An 18,859-nucleotide genomic window follows, 5' to 3' on the forward strand; every position below is an offset into this window, starting at 1 on the left:
AAAAAACCAAGTCCTGTTCGCAAGACTTGGTTTTTTAATTTGGCTTGATTGTAGATGTTACCTGTTTAGAAAATGGCTTCTAAACGCACTAAAGCACCGAGATAATGATTACGATCTGCGCGATCATCATTTAAATAATTGACATCGCCCTGAATAAAGAACCATTCACGTAAAAATGGTTGACGCCAAGAGACAAATGGCCCCCAACGATTTAAACGTAAGTCATCATCGTGATAATAACCGCCTGTATAAATGCCATAGTTAAAGCGGTTGCCTGCAAAGAATTGATGTTGTCTAAAGGTGTAGTTGTCCCAAACCAAATCATCATCTTGTTCATCGGCATAGGTCAGGCTAAATTGATTGGACAAGAAAGCCTGATTGGGGCGTGCGTGCGTGAGCTCCAAGTTGGTTCTGAGATAATTTTCACTGTCGATGCCATAACGATAAATTTGTTCGGCATGAAAAGAGAAATCATTTTCCAAAGTCCAGTCTTTAGAGGCTTTTAAACGCAGATAAATATCATCGCCAGAACGTACCCCTAAATCGACATCTGTTTCAAAAGGTAGACGCTCGGCAAAGTTCGACCAACGTAATGCCAGAGAACTGTTGTCTTCACGGCTACGTTTGCTGTCTACAGTTTTGTCTGCATCATGCGCTGGGTTTTCGTTGGTAATGGCGACGTTATTTTGCAATTCGTTATCGAGCGAGTCATCACCAAAGACCACACTGAGTTTATTTTCAAGCGTAGGCAGTTTGATTTTCCCGCGAATACGAGGTTTGACTTCATATTCATTATGCTTATCCCAACTGCTATCGACCAAAACCCGCAAAGTGGCTGAGGCAGGCTGTTCAGGACTTGGTTCACCAAACCAGTTATCCAGTTTATGTGCTGTTTTATCTGCCCAGTTGCGAATATTTTTTTGACGTTGATCGAACCAAGTTAAATGTTCCGTTTCTGCGGTGGCAGGTACAATGGGTTCATTGGATTGTTCGGGTAACACCGTCGGTGTAGCATCAATCCAACGTGGAATCGTGTAATAAAAACTGCTTTTATCTACTGCACTTGGCGGAGCGACAGGCAATTCATAAGGTGGCAGTGACGTATGGGCTTGATCCACTGCTTGAGTTGATTCTTGTGCAAAAGTGATGCCTGCGACCCCACTTAAGAGACAGCTTAATATAAAAGGCGATGTGTGCTTTATTCTTGACATTATTTACTGATCTTTAAGCCATTTTTGTTAGTGTTGAAAATCTATGAGATAAAAGCAAGACTTGGCTACAAAATCATAATATAAACGGCAGTTTTTAGGCAGAAACCTCTTTTTCTTGATACATTTGAAGTGCTTGGCATAACTGCAAAGCATCAATCGGTTGCTGTAATTGGGAGATGACTTTTTGAATCATTTGCCAACTAATACCTTGTTGTCGATCTAATAAAATGTGCGGTATAGCTTGTTCAGTACGGGACAGTTGTAAGCGCTTTTGACCATGAATCACACGAATTTTTTGTCGTTCTTTCAGTAAAATCAAAGGGGTATGACTCTGTGCTTCACTTTCTTCAAACTGAATAAACTTAGTAGTTTGAATGTGCTGTATCGGAATGAAAGGAAAATAATGCTCTTGCTGCCACACGATTTGAGCATCATGACTATAGCATTGAAAAAGCTGATCGAAATCAAATAAATGTTCTTGTAATTTTTCCCAAGAAATTTCACGTATTGCTGCAATTTCATGTTCAAACTGTTGGCAAAAGTTTTGAGTCAAACGAATCGCTTGCATTTGATCTAATGCGCCAAGCAGTACCACATATTTAATAAAGCGTCCTTGCGTATTGGTTTGTTCTGCCAAATATACCGCACGCGCCAACACCTGTTGCTGATCTTCTTCGGGATCAGACAAATGCACCAATACATCGGCATATTGCGTGACTTCTGGCGCTTCAGGCAAAAAGACCCGATACAACTGTGCTGACTCATTTTGGCTAAGATTGAGCGCAGAAATGGGGCAACTATATTGGCTTAACAATAGATTATAAGCTGGGTTGACGCTTGGTTTTTGCGTGCCGGCCGTCATCTGGGCAGTATCTATTGTCGTTGCATCAGGCTGAGTTATATCCAATGTTGCATTGGAAATGATCGTTTGGTCTGCTGTCGGTTCAATTGTAAGTTCATCTTTAGCCACGTCCAAAACTTGAGTATCAGACGAGGCAACTTCTTCTGTAGCGATGTGGTCTGTAATAAAGTCAAATTGAATTGGCGGATCTGCAGCTTTATTTTCTTCTGGGTCTACAGTGGCAAAAATTGGTTGAGTTTGTGCTGCTTCTATCGTTACAGTTTGAGCAGCTTCTAGCACAGCAGATTGCTTGAGTTCTGCATCGGTTTGAAGACAGTGATACTGTTGCTGCTGTTCCAACATCCAGCGATAGACCTGCTCTAAATCTTGAAATTCACTTAGTAAAGCAGTGCGGTCTGCAGCAGGAATTAACCAAATTTGCCAACCTGCTCTCGGTTGATACAAGATCGCCCAGCCTGCTTCAGGTTGTTGATAAAGTGCTGTTTCAAGTGCTTCAAGTTGTGTAAATACACCACGAAAAGATTGTGCATATAAACTTTGTTCTGCAAAAGTTACCGCAGTTTGAATTGGATTTTGTGCGGCTTTAAATGTGAGCAACTGTTTTTGAAAAATCGGTTCATCGTACAGCATAAAAATTTCTTTAATGCGTGCTTTGGCTTTGGCTGTTTCATACAGACTGAGTCTTTTATGCGTTAAAGCATCAATCAAGTCGTGTAATTCTTTAATCAACAGTGATTTTTCTAGTGTATTCATTGATGCATACTTAAATATGTTGTTGTGCTTTTTCCAAATAATCTGCCAAGACAATATTCAGAGCCAATTCAATCAATTTATATTCTGCCGATTGTGGTTGAGGATAGTGTTTGGCTAATTCTATTAAATGGTTGACCTCAATCGCTTGAGGTGGAATTTTTCTTTGTATAAGTGCTTGAAGTTGTTGCATAGGCATCTGCTATAGCAATGAAAAAAAATCACTTTAATTATATGGATTTAATTAAAAAATACATGCTAAAAATTGTCAGCTTTTGTGCTTTTTTAGACATTATTGACAAAAAATGCGCTTTTTATATGAAAAATAATCAAAAAAATTTAAATCGCAGTGCCAAAAAAGTATTAGCAATTGGGTAGAACACAGTTTTTAGATGTTGCATGGACGATTTAAAGCAAATTTAGCATTAGAAAAACAAACAGCAGCCTGCTTTAGACTGCTGTTTGGGGAGAGAAATGGGAGAGATTAATACAGCTAAAATTAGTGGATAAAACGCGTAACTTAAGCTGCCTTTTGCGAAGTTGGTTCATTTACAACAGCTTCAGATGCAGCCGATTCTGTATTCACTTTTTGAGTTGGAAAATCAGGTACATGCACAATTTGAGCAGATACATTTGCAGCAATTGCTAAAAGTGAAACCATCAAAACAGATTTAAACATATTCATGGGAATATCCATCCAAAGTGTTAATGTCTAGGCAGAAGAATAGACATCGTAGGGAGATCAAACGAAATAAAAAATTCACATGAATCATAACAAAGTTTAAAATTTACAAAATGATCATTTCGGCAATTATTTTAAAAATAGCAATATAAAACAATATATTAGAGTTTTAGCTCTAGTTTTTTGTGTAGGCTTAAATGGTTGAGATGTCTGCAAAATTTGTATTTAGATAAGTCTGAAATGCGGGTGAATGGTGACAGTTTTTGACAGTGTGAAATCATGTAATGTTTTGGCTGTGATTGGTTAAACAGTCTAAAAATGCGGTTTTTTTAATCTATGATGGAGTTTAATCTATGATGGAATTCCAATAACGATAAAGGCCAGTGAGAAAATCATGGCAATTGCAAAAGTAGTTGAAGTTAATTCAAGCAGTACAAAAAGTTTTGAAGACGCGATTCAGACTGGAATCGCTAAAGTGACAGAAACAATTAAAAATGTCCAAGGGGCGTGGATTAACGAACAAAAAGTGGTGGTTAAAGACAATCAAATCACGGAGTATCGGGTCAATTTAAAAATCAGCTTCTTGGTTGAATAACACCTCGCTTCATTAACGAAGCATAGTAAGATGACAACTAACCGAAGCATGGTTGCGGGGCAAAGCTGGAACTTTGACCCATTTTAAAAGCACAAAAAATCCCGCAATGGGATTTTTTTGTGCGTCTAATCAGCCGGAAGAACACTATTCAGCCTTGTCTGTATTTCAATCTTAAGCTTTGGGTTCAGACACATCGCATTGTTCTGCATCGCAGCTTGCTGCATCTTCAAGCTCTAGCTCGCTTGCTGTTTCAAGGGCTTTTTGCAGAACTTGCACAAAGACTTCACGTGGCTGCGCACCTGCTAAAGCAATACGCTGATCAAATACGAAGAACGGTACGCCAGTGACGTTTAATTGTTCACGTGCAACTTCTTGGTCAAATTTTACAAAGTCGGCATATTCGTCAGAATCCAAAACATCATCCACTTCTACAGGGTTCAGCCCAATACGTGATGCAACATCTTCTAGTGTTTCACGCTCGCCAATTGCCAAACCTTGAGTCATATAGCTATAGAAAAAAGCTTCTTTGGCTTCGCTGCCCAAGCCTTTACTTTGCGCCAAATGCACCAAACGATGGGCATTAAAGGTATTGCCTGAATTGGCATTTTCCCATTGAAAGTCAATGCCTTCAGCTTTTGCCATTTCGGCAATATTACGCTGCATGTCTTCTACTTCGGCAAGGCTGCGCCCATATTTTTGTGCCAAACGCTCTGAATTGGACACTTCCTGACGCGGTGGCGCATCTGGATCGAGTTCAAAACTGTGCCAATGCACTTCTAATTCTACACCTGCTTCTTCAGCAGCAGCCTCTAAACGTTTTTTGCCGATATAGCAAAACGGGCAAACAATATCTGACCAAATATCAACGCGCATGAACAATCTCAAATTCTGTTTTTTACTAAGATGGGGATGTTACATAAAATTTAAAGCATAAAGCGATGCTAAACTTATTTTTGAGCATCTGGTCAAATAGCGTCATGGATACAGAATCATATAAAGGTATAAATGAATTGATTTATTTCACTATATTCTAATGGCTGCATTAGAAAATAAGCATAAAATGCTATACAAATGTGACAGGCTTCACGCTAAGATATTGCAAATACTAAAAAATAAGAGGGCACGCATGCGACGTATAGTGCTAATTATAGGATGTGCAACGCTGCTGATTTTTGGCGGGATGTTTTATCAATATCAACAGCAGCAAAAACAAGTCACTCAATTGCATGCTTATCAAAATGTGATTTATGAAAAAGCCGAACAAATTTTTGTACAGGCACAGGATTGGTCTAAGCCGATTCAAATTGACTTAAAAGATAATCGTTTAGATGGCGACTATCAAATTATGGCGAGTTTTGTCTTGAGTCACATGGTGCAAAGTGCCGAAGCGCGCAATAGCTATTTACGTGAATTAAAAGCCTTGAATTGGGATCAGTTTTTAGATCCTCAACGACTTGCTGCAGATAAAAAACAAGACTATGCCGATACCGAAGCCATGTTGGTGCAAGTACGTGCCATGGTAGAGCTGTATCAGGAACATTTAGAACAGCATGAAGCGATGGCTTTGGAGCAGATTGAGAATCTTGAAATCAATCATAATTTGCGCCGTCATTTAGCAGAATCTTTGCTAGAAAGCCGCCATAATGACCAAGGACACGCATTATTTGAATTGGAAAAGAAAAATTTGGGTAAGGCGTATGTGTTGTTTGCAATTTTAAAAAACAATAAATGGGAGCTCAAAAACAATACCTTCATGTTCTATGAAGATGCAGCCTTGAAAGAATTTAATGCGGTATATCAAGAGATGGTGCAGCTCAATACGCAAATGCAAGAGATCACTCAGCAGCATCAGCGGGCACTGGAAAGCAAGTTGTAAGGTCTGGCAAATCCTTACATCAAATTGTCAAAAGAATGTCATCTGCCGTTCAAATCTCTTGCCTAAACTGTGCCTGTTGATTTAATTGCTCAGCTAGGCAGGTCCAATATGAACAGCATTCAAGTCTTTGATGATATTCAACAACTGTATTTGCAATTCTTAGAAAATAAAAACTACCCGAAACTCGAAAATTTAAATAATTGGGGCAAGAACCGTTACTTCTTTAATCAGCACTTTCGTTTGGTTGAAGATTGGCATCAGACTGAACAAATTGTGATTGAATTTAATCAACAATATTATTGCTTGGATACAGGCAGCGCCCCAGACTTTATGGATAAAGAACGCTATATGACATGGTTGATGGGGGAGTTGTTGGTTTAAGCCGTGCAGGTAAATCACAACTGATCAGCCATCTAGTCTTCAAGATAACAATGCAAAAGAATAAAATTTAAAAATTAGAACAGCTCAAAACAACAAAATAAAAAATCCCCGCATGATGCGAGGATTTTTTTATTACGAAGACTTTTTACACACGCTCAATAATTGTCGCGATACCTTGACCAAGACCGATACACATGGTCGCAAGACCAATTTGCGTGTCTTGTTGTTCCATCACGTTCAATAACGTGGTGGTGATACGCGCACCTGAACAACCCAATGGGTGACCGAGTGCAATTGCACCACCGTTCAAGTTCACACGATCTTGCTGATCATAAATGCCTAAGCCTTTTAGAACAGATAGACCTTGTGCAGCAAACGCTTCGTTTAATTCAAAGGTTTGAATGTCTGCAATTGACAAGCCCGCACGTTTAAGTGCTTTTTGCGTTGCAGGTACTGGGCCATAACCCATGATTGCTGCATCACAGCCTGCAACGGCCATAGAGCGAATCACCGCACGTGGTTTCAAACCTAATGCTTGTGCACGTTCAGCAGACATAAGCAACATCGCAGAAGCACCATCAGACAATGCTGAAGATGTCGCCGCAGTTACGGTACCGCCTTTCGGATCAAATACAGGACGTAAAGCTTGGAATGCTTCAAGGTTAGCATCTGGACGAATCACTTCGTCGATGTCGCATAGTTGTTTAAAGCCGTTTGCATCATGACCTTCAATGCCAATGATTTCGTTTTTAAAACGGCCTTCTTGCGTTGCAGCCCATGCACGACGGTGTGATTCCACACCAAAGGCATCTTGCTCTTCACGAGAAATACCGTTCATGCGACCCAACATTTCAGCAGTTAAGCCCATCATGTTTGAGGCTTTGGCATAGTGCTTCGATGCAGCAGGGTTGATGTCGATACCGTGCATCATGCCCACATGGCCCATGTGCTCTACACCACCAATGATGAAAATATCACCCTGATTGGTTGCAATTTGTGCCGCAGCGGTGTGGATCGCTTGCATTGAAGAACCACACAGACGGTTCACAGTTTGACCCGCTACTGTTTTTGGAAGATCAGCCAATAAAGCAATATTACGACCAATGTTCATACCTTGTTCTAGGGTTTGGTTAACACAGCCCCAGATCACATCTTCAACTTCGTTGACATCAAACTGGTTACGAGCAACTAAAGCACGAACCAATTCAGCCGATAGACTGTCAGCACGTACATTGCGGAACATACCGTTTTTGGTTTTACCCATTGCAGAACGTACGCCATCAACGATGACAACGTCACGTGGATTTAAAGTAGCCATTCACGTTGCTCCTTAACCGTAGAATTTTTTGTTGTTAGCAGCCATGTCACGCAACATTTGTGGCGCTTCATAAGCTTTTCCTAAGTGTGCATATTTGTCGCAAAGCGCAACGTATTCAGCAACACCTGTTTGGTCGATATAACGGCATGGGCCACCACGGAATGGAGGGAAACCTACACCCATAATCATCGCCATATCTGCTTCAGATGGTGTCGCCACGATGTTGTCTTCTAAGCAACGTACTGTTTCATTACAGAAAGCCAACATCATACGGTCAATGATTTCTTGTGCATCAAATTCGCGCTTTTCAGATGTTGCGACAGATGCTACAAGCTCATACGCAGTTGGGTCGACCACTTTGGCTTTCTTGCCTTTACGATCCAATTCATATTTGTAGAAACCTACGTCATTCTTTTGACCAAGACGTTTGTTTTCGTACATGACTTGGATTGAGCCTTTATAGTCTGGCTTCATGCGGTCTGGGAAACCTTCTGCCATGACTTCTGCACCGTGAACGCCCGTGTCGATACCAACAACGTCGATTAGGTAAGCAGGACCCATAGGCCAGCCGAATTTTTCCATGACTTTGTCGACTTGTTGGAAGTCAGCACCGTCTTTCAATAGAAGGTCAAATGCACCAAAGTAAGGGAACAATACGCGGTTCACCAAGAAGCCTGGGCAGTCGTTCACTACGATTGGTGTTTTACCCATTTTCTGAGCAAGCACCACAGTGGTCGCAATTGCTTCAGGTGAAGTTTTTTCACCACGAATCACTTCCACCAATGGCATCATGTGCACTGGGTTAAAGAAGTGCATGCCGACAAAGTTTTCTGGACGTTGTAGGTTTTCTGCCAAACGCGTGATTGAAATGGTCGATGTATTCGATGCAATAATCGTGTTTTCACGTACTTTAGATTCAGTTTCTTTCAGTACGATACCTTTGATTTTTGGATTTTCCGTCACGGCTTCAATCACGATATCCACTTCTTTAAACTCGTCGTAGCTTAAAGTTGGGCGGATGCGTGCCAAAGTTTCACCCATTTTCGCAGGGGTTAACTTTTTGCGTTCAACTTGTTTGGTCAATAAGCCATTGGCTTCTTTCATACCCAAAGCAAGTTGCGGATTACCAATGTCTTTCATGATGATTGGTGTGCCTTTGCTTGCCGCTTGGTAAGCAATACCACCACCCATGATACCTGCGCCTAGAACAGCCGCTTGGTTGACAGGGTGTGCACCTTTTTCATATTTCTTAGAAGTTTTCTTCACCACTTGGTCGTTGATGAATAAACCAATCAACGCACCTGCTTGTGGCGTTACTGCAGCTTTTGCAAAACCAGCCGCTTCAGCTTGAAGTGCTTCATTACGTGACAAGCTTGCACCTGCTTGTAAAGAATCAAGCATGAGTTTTGGCGCAGGGTATTGTGCAGGGTTTGCTTTTGCTAGTACCGCACCTTTTGCTGTGTTGAACGCCATCATTTGTTCAAGTGGGTTCAATTTAACAGGGTCTAACTTTTCCTGACGTTTTGCTTTCCAGTCCAAACGGCCTGCAATGGCTTGTTTAACCAAGTCCAGCGCAGCATCTTGCAATTTGTCTGCAGCAACTACGGCATCTACAGCGCCATCTTTGAGTGCAGCATCAGGACGTTTAGGGTTGGCCATTGCCATCCATTCAACCGCATTGTCGATACCAATAACGCGGCTTAAACGAACCGTACCACCAAAGCCTGGGAAAATACCCAGTTTGATTTCTGGTAAGCCCACCTGTGCCTGATCTGACATCACACGGTAGTCACATACCAAACACATTTCAAAGCCACCGCCCAATGCCATACCATTGATTGCAGCAACTTTAGGAATGTCTAAATCTTCAAAAGCATTGAAGATGTCGTGAACAGGCAATGCCCAATCCACAATGGCTTGTTCACCTTGAGCGAAGTTTGCACCAAATTCGGTGATGTCTGCACCCACGATAAAGGTTGATTTCGCAGAAGTGACGATTAAACCTTTCACTTCATTGTTTGCTTTAACAGCCTCAATCGCAGCTTTAAAGTCTTCAATCGTTGCACGGTTAAATTTGTTGACCGACTCACCTTGTAAGTCAAAGCGGAATTCTGCAATTCCGTCCGAAAGCATTTGGACGGTAATGGCATTGCCAGCGTGGATCATGCCTGATCTCCTTTATTTTGGAGGACTTCTAAGTTGATGTTATGAAGCGTGTGCGATAGTCCTGCACACATATATGCCTCGCTAATCTTACGATAACTATATCGAAAAAAAATATAGCAAGTTGTATCAAGCCGTGACGCAAGGGTCATGATTTTTCTCATAGCGCGGAATTGCTTTTTGACCCGATTTTAAAATCCTATGTTTAAAGAAAGATGAAAGTGATTGTTTTCTCTTTTATTTTTAATCAGGTTGTATTGCATTTTCGATTTAGAAAAGCTTGATAAATAGATGTTATCAGTGGGTTGTTTTTGACAGAAAAGTAAATCCATCGTTTGGATGGTGATGTTTTAAAGCGTGAAGCTGGATAGGGGGGATAGCGATTTGCAATGCTGTGTTCTATTTTCTGCTATGACCTCATGCGCTGAAATTGAGTAGAATATGCGACATTTTGAATTTTAGCTGTTTTCAGCAATTTAGGTTGTTCTATGTTGAAGTGGATTATTTTGGCGATTTTTATCGCTTCAGCGCTGTATATTCAACAGCGCGGCAAGGTGCGTCATAGTTTTTATCGTCAGTTTTTTGACCATTCTACCATCCTCGCACCGATCAACTATTTAATGTATTTGTTCTCTAAAGTACCAAATCAACCGTATATCGACACCCAGCACTTTCAAGATTTAAAGGTTTTGGATGACAATTGGGAAATGATTCGTGATGAAGCCAAAGCTTTATATGAACAGGGTGGTATTAAAGCTTCAAGTACTTACGATGATTTGGGTTTTAACTCATTCTTTAAAACAGGCTGGAAGCGCTTTTACTTAAAATGGTATGACTCCGCGCATCCATCAGCAGCAGAATTATGTCCAAAAACCACAGCATTATTAAAAACTTTGCCTAGCATTAAGGCGGCGATGTTTACTGAATTAGCGCCCGACAGTCGTTTAGTGCGTCATCGCGACCCGTATGCAGGTTCATTGCGTTACCACTTGGGATTGATGACACCAAATGATGACCGTTGTTTTATTGATTTATTGATGTCGATGGTGAGCGGTATTCATGGCGTGATGGTGAAAGTGTGGTGTTTGATGAAACCTATATTCACTATGCTGAAAATGGCACTTCTCAAAACCGTATTATTTTCTTTGCCGATGTCGAGCGTCCGTTAAAATCTCGCTGGATGCAAAAGTTTAATCACTGGTTTGGCAAAAATGTGATGACCGCAGCAAGCTCTCCGAATGAAGCAGGCGATCAGACGGGTGGCTTAAATAAAGTCTTTGGCTATGTCTATCAAGTGCGTTTAAAAGCCAAGGCTTTAAAAGCTAAAAATAGTCGTGTGTACTATTTCTTAAAATGGTTTTTAATGCTCGGGATTTTCTTCTTAATTTTTATTCGCCCTTATGTGTTTTAGAGTATCACAACGCCTTTCGGGGCGTTTTTTTATGACATTTTTGAGCAATTTCAGCAACGAGCTTTAATCCAGACCTACTTTTATGTATAGAATGAAGTAAATAGGGGAATTTTTATGCAAACGTTTCGTTCTAAAAAAGATTGGTGGGTTTTGGCTTTTGTGATTTGTATGTCTGGTCTATTGATTCAGTTATTGCTGACCATGTACGCCAAAGGCACGATGCCAGCATTTCCTGTGCACACAGGAGTGTATTTCATCACCATTTTTGTGTTGTGGTGGCCTGTGTTCAATACGCGCTATCAGGTCGATGCAGAACGCTTACAGATCCGTTGTATGTTTTTAAAATGGGATATTCCACGCGACAGTATTCAAAAAATATCTAAAACCAATAATTCGGTCGCGTCACCAGCTTTGTCACTGAAGCGTTTAAAAATTGATTATCTTCAAGCGGGACAGCCAAAATTTGTATTGGTTTCACCTAAAGATCAGACCAAATTTAGTCAGGCCTTGGGAATGGAAATTACCGACTAATCCCTAGGGTCTGTTGACATTTCATAAATGGCTTGCGCTGTAGGCTAAAACTGAGCAGATCAGGCATGAAACGCAGGGAATAGCGAGACTATTGCCAAGTTTCATAACGCAATCTGAGAAAGTTTTAGCCACAGCCTTTCAGGACGAGCATATTTTTTGCTGCTATTGCGTTATGAGTCAGTCATTTAGAATGACTAAATTTCCTGCCTCATGCCTTATATCAGCTAAAAAATATGCATCGTCGCAAACATAGACGAATTGTCAACAGACCCTAGGCTTTTAAAGTGAAAGAACACAATCTTGAAGATGAGCAGGGCAGCATCCTCAAGATCCACGCAGCATAAGTCGCCGGCTTATTCTATTTTTCGGTGTAATTAATCTGTACTGTAATAAAAAAACATTTCTGATTTTTCAGGATGACTTAAAAATACAAGGCTAAAATGGCTCAAGTGCGGTATGGATTTTAAGCCCCAAATGCCGCACGCCGTAATGAATATCATGTCCCTGATAAAATAGGCTTTAGCTCCTGCAGTGAGTTGAACTTGCGCTGTTGATGCTTCAGGCGATGGTTTAACTTTTCTAATTCAATTTTTACTTATTGTGGCATCGCATTAGCAGATACCGCTTAATAATGCAAACTACGGCCAATCCGATTTAAAAATTCAGGGTCAAATTTACAATGCATGAATTTTCAATGATTGGTTGTGTGGGCATGTGTTTTAAGCACAGTTGTTGTACTTTTTGCGGCAACAGATTCAATTTATCTAAGTATTGTTGTGCGGCTTGAGCCCCCACATTGCTGGTCATAAAAATCATGCAATTGCGAAAGTCGATGGTTTTGGTGCCTGCAGTCAGGGTCAGTTTGCCTGTATCTAGCACATTCATTAAGCCACGTATCACTTCGCTTGAGGCTTTTTCCAGTTCATCAAATAACATAATGCCTGGGCGGGTGTGCGAACCTGCAATCGCAGTTTCATCAAATAAACTATGGCCTTCTTTAGAGCCGACATAGCCAGGAGGCGCGCCTGTGAGTGCAGCCGCATAGTGTTCCTGCGCCAAGGTATTCATATCAATGCGGCAGAAGGCATCGGGGCGACCATAAATGGCTTCGGCAATCAGGCGCACCGTTTCGGTCTTGCCAACACCTGTCGGGCCAAGCATTAAAGTCACTGAAAGTGGTCGCTCTGTGCTGGAGAAATCGGCCTTGACCACATACAGCATTTTTTCGATTTCATTCAGCGCTGCATCTTGTCCAATAATCCGTTGACGTAACAATTGCATGACTTGTGTAGGTTCAAAATGAAAGCGCGGCTTGCCAATCAAACGGTCTTTGGCGGATACATACTGATGTGTACTGATCGGCTGGGACGTTGCGGATTGAATGGTCGGTATGCCGTGTGGTGCGGTCGTCATCCTGCACTTTCCTTCTGCTGACAAGATGCCTGAGCATAGCAAATCTTGTGTTGCCGACTGATCGTTTTTAGCACTGAGCTGATCGTTTTAGTGGATAGATCATGCGCTATGCCACAGGATAAAGCTTGAAAAAATCAGATAAAGCAGCACATCATGTAAAGAATGTAGCAAGAATAGGATGACTCGTGAACCCAAACGCAGGTGAGCATATCGAGAAAATTTTGGCAAATATGACCCAATTGCCAGGGGTTTACCGTATGTTGGGTAAAGACGGGGAGTTGTTATATGTCGGCAAAGCCAAAAATTTAAAAAACCGAGTGTCGAGTTATTTTGTCAAAACCATCGAGCATCCTAAAACGCAGGCTTTAGTGGCGCGTATTTATGATATTGAAACTTTGGTGGTGCGTTCCGAAACTGAAGCGTTATTGCTTGAACAAAATCTGATTAAGCTGCATCGTCCACCGTACAATATTATGCTGCGCGATGATAAGTCCTATGTTTATATTTTTGTGTCGGCAGATCAGCCTTATCCGCGTATTGCCAGTGGACGCGGCAAAGGCAAGCATCAGATAGGCAAGTTTTTTGGGCCTTATCCGAGTGCGTACAATGCCCGCGATACTTTGGTGGTGTTACAAAAACTGTTTAATGTGCGGCAGTGTGAAAACAGTTATTTTGCTCAACGGCAGCGTCCGTGTTTGCAATATCAGATCAAACGCTGTTCGGCACCGTGTGTAGGATTGATTTCGCCCGAAGAATATAAAGAAGATGTTAATAATTCGATTCGATTTTTACAGGGCGATAGTAAAGAACTGAATCAGCAATTGATTGCTAAAATGGAAGCTGCAGCCGAAGCGTTGGAATTTGAAAAAGCAGTCTTTTACCGTGACCGTATGGCTTTGTTGCGTGATGTGCAGGCACAGCAAGCCATTTATAAGCTCAAAGGTGAGGCCGATATTATTGCCATTGCACATCAGGCAGGTGTGACCTGTGTGCAAATTATGCATGTGCGCAATGGCAAAATGCTGGGCGGTAAAAGCTATTTTCCTGATATGTTGGGCGATGATTTGGGGCAAATGTTGGCCGATTTTATTGCCAACTTTTACTTTCAGGTGGCCGATGAAATTCCAGCGGAATTGATTGTTAATGTGGAAGTGGCAGATTGCAAAGAGTTGGAACAAGCCTTACAGCAACACTTCGATAAAAAAATTCAAATTAAACATAAAGTGCGTGAAACCCGTGCCGAGTGGCAAGAATTGGCACAAATGAATGTGCAGCATGCTATTAAAGGTAAACTCGCTAATCACTTTGAATTAAATGAGCGTTTTCATCAGTTAGAACAAGTGGTTGGACGCCCCATTGATCGAATTGAATGTTTTGATATTTCGCACACCATGGGCGAAGACACTGTGGCGTCTTGCGTGGTATTTGACAGTGGTGGTATTCGCAAACGTGATTATCGACAATTTTCAATTCAGGATATTCAGGCTGGAGATGACTATGCTGCCATGCGCCAAGCTTTAACGCGCCGTTATAAAAAAGCCATGCTGCCCGATTTATTGCTGATTGATGGCGGTAAAGGGCAGTTGAATATGGCGATGGAGGTCATGCAGGAGTTAGGATTGGATGCCTTTATGATTGGGGTGTCCAAAGGCGAAGGACGCAAACCTGGTCTAGAAACGCTACATTTTACCGATGGCAGCAAAATTCAGCTGCCTGAAGATCATAAGGCGCTGCATTTGATTCAGCAGGTACGTGATGAAGCACACCGATTTGCAATTACCAAGCACCGTGCCAAGCGCGATAAAAAACGTGGCTCATCAATACTTGAAGTGATTCCGGGCTTAGGGCCAAAACGTCGTCGTGATTTACTCACCCATTTTGGTGGCATACAAGGTGTCCTGAAAGCTTCTGAAAAAGAGTTGACTTTAGTACCCGGACTGGGTGAAGTAATGGCGCGTACGATTTATAAAGTGCTGCATGAATGACTAAATTTCCTGCCTCATGCCTTATATTAGCTAAAAATCTTGCGAGATATATCTCTCACGTCGCAAACATAGACGAATTGTCAACAGACCCTATTTACTGCATAAAAAGCAGTATTTTCTACAAAGGTAAATAGCAAAAAAGTGCATTGACTCTGTCGTCATTGAACATTCACATCAGATCGAAACCCTGTAATATCAACCACAACATTGTTTAAGGAAAAGCTATGTCGTTGCTACAGACCTATCAAGCCATTGCCGAGCAAGAATGGATAGACATCCCGCTTGGGTGGTTACAGGGGCGCACTATTTATGGTGGATTGGTGGCAGGTTTGATGATGCAAAAAGCCCAGCTTTGTATTGCCGATCCGAAAAAGCGCTTGCTAAGCAGCAGTGTCACGTTTGTCGGACCTGTGCAACAAGGTCGGGCACGGCTCACGGCGGAAATTCTGCGTGAAGGCAAATCTGTGACCAGTGTCGAAGTTCGTTTATGGCAGGATGATGCAGTACAAAGCATTTTAATTGCCAGTTTTGGTGCGGCACGTGAATCCAGCATTGTGGTGCAACAAGAACGTACTGCGCCCAATTTTCCACCTGCAACGGAATTGCCTGTTACACAGCATCATCCTTTAGCACCTGAATGTTTTCAGCAGATGGATTTGGTTTGGTCTGAAGGACAATATCCGTTTACTGCTAGTCATAAACCTGATTTTGCAGGCTGGATGCGTTTTAACCCAAAACAGCATACGAATCGTGCCATGACCATTGCCGATTTGATGGTTGCTTTTGATATGTGGCCGCCTGGAGTACTGCCGATGTTTGAGCAGCTCGCTCCTGCCAGTTCACTGACTTGGCATGTGACCTATGTCAATCCTTTGCAAAATCAGCTGCAAGATTGGATGAAATATAAAGTTTTTACCGATCATGCTAGCGGTGGTTATGCCACAGAATATGCGCACTTATGGGATGATCAGGATCGGCTAATAGCGATTGCCCGACAGACCATCACCGTGTTTGCCTAGTGACACCTACTAGCATTTCGTATAAAGTGAAGCCTATTCACGATGACAAATCCTCAAAAAACTTGTGAATATGCAGCGTAAAGAGGGGAAACATTGGCGGTGTCTATGACAACAGGTCGTATCCTGAACATTCCAAATATATTAACTTTGGCTCGAATCGCCTTGATTCCTGTTTTTTTGTTGGTGGCGTATTGGCCGCCTGCAATGGGCGTAAATGGTTATGATGGTGGCATGACGCGTCATATTATTTTGACGTCTATTTTTGTGATTGCTGCTGTGACCGACTGGTTTGATGGCTATTTGGCACGTACTTTGAATCAGACCTCTGCATTTGGGCGCTTTTTAGACCCTGTGGCCGATAAACTTATGGTCGCTGCGGCATTGATTGTTTTAGTGCAATGGCAACCGACTATTTCTATGGCTTTTGCCGCGATTGTAATTATTTCCCGTGAAATTACCGTATCTGCCTTACGAGAGTGGATGGCTGAACTCGGCGCACGTACCAGTGTGGCGGTGTCTACAGTGGGGAAATATAAAACAGCATTCCAAATGATTGCGATTTCAGTGTTCTTATTGAACTGGCAACCATTGGAAATGGTGGCTTATTTGTTGCTCTATACTGCTGTAATTCTAACGCTTTGGTCGATGTTTATTTATTTAAAAGCGGCATGGCCATATTTGAAACAACCTTAAATATCGTGATTCTTCATTAAAAAGTGCTTCTGATTGAAGCACTTTTTGATTAACTATGGGTTTCTTCCTCGGCATCATCCTCATAAGTTTTGGCAATTTTTTCAATATTTAAACTTTTTGCCATCGCATCAAAAATTTCTTTATAAACCCCATTTTGATGATAAAGCGCATCATGTTCGCCATGTTCCGCAATCCTGCCATCTTTCATGACATAGGTGTAATCGGCATCAATAATTTGCGATAAGCTATGTGAAATGATGATGACCGTACGCCCTTGTTTAATTTCATCGAGGCTTTGTTTGATTTGTTCGGTTGCAATGGCATCCAGACTAGCAGTCGGTTCATCTAAAAAAATAATAGGTGGATTTTTCAGGAACATACGTGCAAGGGCAATCCGTTGTTGTTGACCGCCTGAAAGCATGAGGGCATCTGCGTCATAAGCCTGAGGCAATTGCAAAATTTGTTCGTGAATAGAGGCTTTTTGGGCTGCCAGAATCACATCTTCCAAGCTTGCATCAGTTTTGCCATAACGAATATTTTTCAAAAATAGAGCCTTGGAAAATATGATTTTTTTGCAAAACCAAGCCGATATGGTCACGCAAATATTGAGTGTCGATGTGGTTAATATCAATCCCATCGAGCTGAATTGTTCCCTGTTGTGGTTCATAGAATTTATCTAATAAACTGATCAGGGTAGATTTTCCTGCTCCCGACAATCCCACCAATGCGGTAATTTTATTGGGCTGAATCTGCATTTGAATGTCTTTGAGTGCATGATGTCCATTCGGATAAAAAAAGTTTACCTGTTGCAGATCAAACTGCCCTCGAATAACTGGTTTAAGCGTACCACTTGGCTCAATTTCATGCTCGGCTTCCAAAATTTGAAAGAAGCTTTCTGAATAGATCATTGCATCATTGACTTCATCATAAATACGATGCAATGAGCGAATTGGGGCAGAAACATTGCCAAACAGTAACACGTGATACATGATCATGCCGATGCTCATTTGTCCATCTAACACAAAATAAGCAGTTAAAATAATAATCAGCACCACGCCAATTTGTTCAATAAAGCTTTTTAAACCATCAAATAAAAAACTGGTTTGGCGAGTCTGCATTTGATTGTGGGTTAGTTTTTTCTGCAGGGTGAGTTGTTTTTCTGCTTCAATGCTTTCTCTGTTAAATGATTTAATCACGGTAATTGAGTTGATGATGCTGAGAATCCCTTGGCTTTTTTTCTCACGTCCATCACCTAAATTACGTCGCCAGCTTCCTAGTTTTTGTGCCTGCTGATAGGTCAGCCAAAAATAAATAGGCACAATGAGTGTCGCGACCAAGCCCACATAAAAATTGGCATAATACATTAAGCCCAAAGCCACAATTGCACTGGTAAAGAGTGGCAAAATATCAATAAAGAAAATTTGCACTAAGCGGGTGAGCGAACCAATGCCACGATCTATACGTGTTTGTAATTTACCTGCTTGGTTGTTGTCCTGATTAAAAAAGGCCAGTCGATAACGCAAAAATTTCTCAATAATGCCCTGTGCCAAATCTTGTGACACAAAAATGCGTAGTTTTTCACCATAAAACTTCTGTCCAAACTGCACAAAGGCATTGATGATTTCTTTACCCAGCAAAATGGCTGAAATGGTGATTAAAATGTGCCAGCCTGCAGACAGACCTTGTCCTACCTCAATTAAGGCGTTAATACGGTCAACAGCGTATTGTAAAGTTAGTGCATTGACTTGAGCTGTTAATGAGCCGATGAGCGTTAAAACTAAGGTAGCAATCACCAAGAGCTGATAAGGTCGAACGAAGGGACGCAATTTTTGAAATAAATGCCATAAATTCATAAGCTATTATTGTTATAAGAACGATGATTTTAAGTCTAAGGATGAACTTCACGACTCACAAGCCAAAAAGCTGTGTCATTTTGTGAGCAGTCCTGATCCTTGTTTTAGATTAAACA

14 protein-coding genes and 3 pseudogenes are annotated in these 18,859 nt (G+C 41.5%); 8 read left to right on the plus strand and 9 right to left on the minus strand.

Annotation, left to right across the window (positions count from 1 at the left end; genetic code table 11):
* Positions 1 to 65: 65 nt before the first annotated feature.
* From AC07E5_RS09065 to AC07E5_RS09080, 4 genes are all read right to left on the minus strand, one after another.
* Positions 66 to 1,211, minus strand: a complete 1,146-nt coding sequence (locus tag AC07E5_RS09065; RefSeq protein ID WP_104852938.1) for a hypothetical protein — start codon at positions 1,209 to 1,211, stop codon at positions 66 to 68.
* A 94-nt stretch (positions 1,212 to 1,305) separates the two neighbouring features.
* Positions 1,306 to 2,826: a hypothetical protein gene (locus AC07E5_RS09070; protein WP_498625283.1), complete on the minus strand. Its 1,521-nt coding sequence runs from the start codon at positions 2,824 to 2,826 to the stop codon at positions 1,306 to 1,308.
* Between the two features lie 10 nt (positions 2,827 to 2,836).
* Positions 2,837 to 3,016, minus strand: coding sequence for a hypothetical protein (locus tag AC07E5_RS09075; protein ID WP_104852940.1), 180 nt, complete (start codon positions 3,014 to 3,016; stop codon positions 2,837 to 2,839).
* 327 nt (positions 3,017 to 3,343) lie between these two features.
* Positions 3,344 to 3,508, minus strand: coding sequence for a hypothetical protein (locus AC07E5_RS09080; protein WP_019836107.1), 165 nt, complete (start codon positions 3,506 to 3,508; stop codon positions 3,344 to 3,346).
* 391 nt (positions 3,509 to 3,899) lie between these two features.
* Here AC07E5_RS09080 and AC07E5_RS09085 point away from each other — a divergent pair, with 391 nt between their 5' ends.
* Complete coding sequence (locus AC07E5_RS09085; protein WP_004975809.1) at positions 3,900 to 4,100, plus strand: dodecin family protein; 201 nt, start codon at positions 3,900 to 3,902, stop codon at positions 4,098 to 4,100.
* A gap of 171 nt (positions 4,101 to 4,271) precedes the next feature.
* Here the strand turns inward: AC07E5_RS09085 and AC07E5_RS09090 are convergent, their stop codons facing one another.
* Positions 4,272 to 4,973 carry a DsbA family oxidoreductase gene (locus AC07E5_RS09090; protein ID WP_004975810.1) on the minus strand — a complete coding sequence of 234 codons (702 nt, stop codon included), beginning with the start codon at positions 4,971 to 4,973 and terminating at the stop codon, positions 4,272 to 4,274.
* A 253-nt stretch (positions 4,974 to 5,226) separates the two neighbouring features.
* Between AC07E5_RS09090 and AC07E5_RS09095 the strand changes: the two genes are divergently transcribed.
* Together AC07E5_RS09095 and AC07E5_RS09100 are read left to right on the plus strand one after the other, a co-directional pair.
* Entirely contained in the window at positions 5,227 to 5,976 is a 750-nt protein-coding gene (locus AC07E5_RS09095; protein WP_104852942.1) for a hypothetical protein, read from the plus strand.
* Between the two features lie 108 nt (positions 5,977 to 6,084).
* A complete protein-coding gene (locus AC07E5_RS09100; RefSeq protein WP_004975814.1) occupies positions 6,085 to 6,357 on the plus strand; it encodes a hypothetical protein in 273 nt (90 codons plus the stop codon).
* Between the two features lie 145 nt (positions 6,358 to 6,502).
* Here the strand turns inward: AC07E5_RS09100 and fadA are convergent, their stop codons facing one another.
* Positions 6,503 to 7,675: an acetyl-CoA C-acyltransferase FadA gene (fadA, locus tag AC07E5_RS09105; RefSeq protein ID WP_004975824.1), complete on the minus strand. Its 1,173-nt coding sequence runs from the start codon at positions 7,673 to 7,675 to the stop codon at positions 6,503 to 6,505.
* Between the two features lie 12 nt (positions 7,676 to 7,687).
* Entirely contained in the window at positions 7,688 to 9,841 is a 2,154-nt protein-coding gene (fadB, locus tag AC07E5_RS09110; RefSeq protein ID WP_498625287.1) for a fatty acid oxidation complex subunit alpha FadB, read from the minus strand.
* A 485-nt stretch (positions 9,842 to 10,326) separates the two neighbouring features.
* Between fadB and lpxO the strand changes: the two are divergent.
* Positions 10,327 to 11,249 (plus strand): annotated as a pseudogene (lpxO, locus tag AC07E5_RS09115) (lipid A hydroxylase LpxO).
* A 114-nt stretch (positions 11,250 to 11,363) separates the two neighbouring features.
* Entirely contained in the window at positions 11,364 to 11,780 is a 417-nt protein-coding gene (locus AC07E5_RS09120) for a PH domain-containing protein (protein WP_004975829.1), read from the plus strand.
* 374 nt (positions 11,781 to 12,154) lie between these two features.
* Here AC07E5_RS09120 and AC07E5_RS09125 read toward each other — a convergent pair.
* Positions 12,155 to 13,193, minus strand: a pseudogene (locus AC07E5_RS09125) (AAA family ATPase).
* Positions 13,194 to 13,378: 185 nt separating this feature from the next.
* On the opposite strand from AC07E5_RS09125, the gene uvrC reads away from it, so the two are divergent.
* From uvrC to pgsA, 3 genes are all read left to right on the plus strand, one after another.
* Positions 13,379 to 15,178 (plus strand): excinuclease ABC subunit UvrC, encoded by a 1,800-nt coding sequence (uvrC, locus tag AC07E5_RS09130; RefSeq protein ID WP_498625289.1) that lies wholly within the window; start codon positions 13,379 to 13,381, stop codon positions 15,176 to 15,178.
* 224 nt (positions 15,179 to 15,402) lie between these two features.
* The gene (locus AC07E5_RS09135) at positions 15,403 to 16,197 is read left to right on the plus strand and encodes a thioesterase family protein (RefSeq protein ID WP_096901351.1); all 795 of its coding nucleotides are present in this window, start codon (positions 15,403 to 15,405) and stop codon (positions 16,195 to 16,197) included.
* A 105-nt stretch (positions 16,198 to 16,302) separates the two neighbouring features.
* Entirely contained in the window at positions 16,303 to 16,890 is a 588-nt protein-coding gene (gene pgsA / locus AC07E5_RS09140; RefSeq protein ID WP_004975835.1) for a CDP-diacylglycerol--glycerol-3-phosphate 3-phosphatidyltransferase, read from the plus strand.
* 49 nt (positions 16,891 to 16,939) lie between these two features.
* Here the strand turns inward: pgsA and AC07E5_RS09145 are convergent.
* Positions 16,940 to 18,743, minus strand: a pseudogene (locus AC07E5_RS09145) (ABC transporter ATP-binding protein).
* Positions 18,744 to 18,859 lie beyond the last annotated feature (116 nt).

It is taken from the genome of Acinetobacter seohaensis (assembly GCF_056431365.1).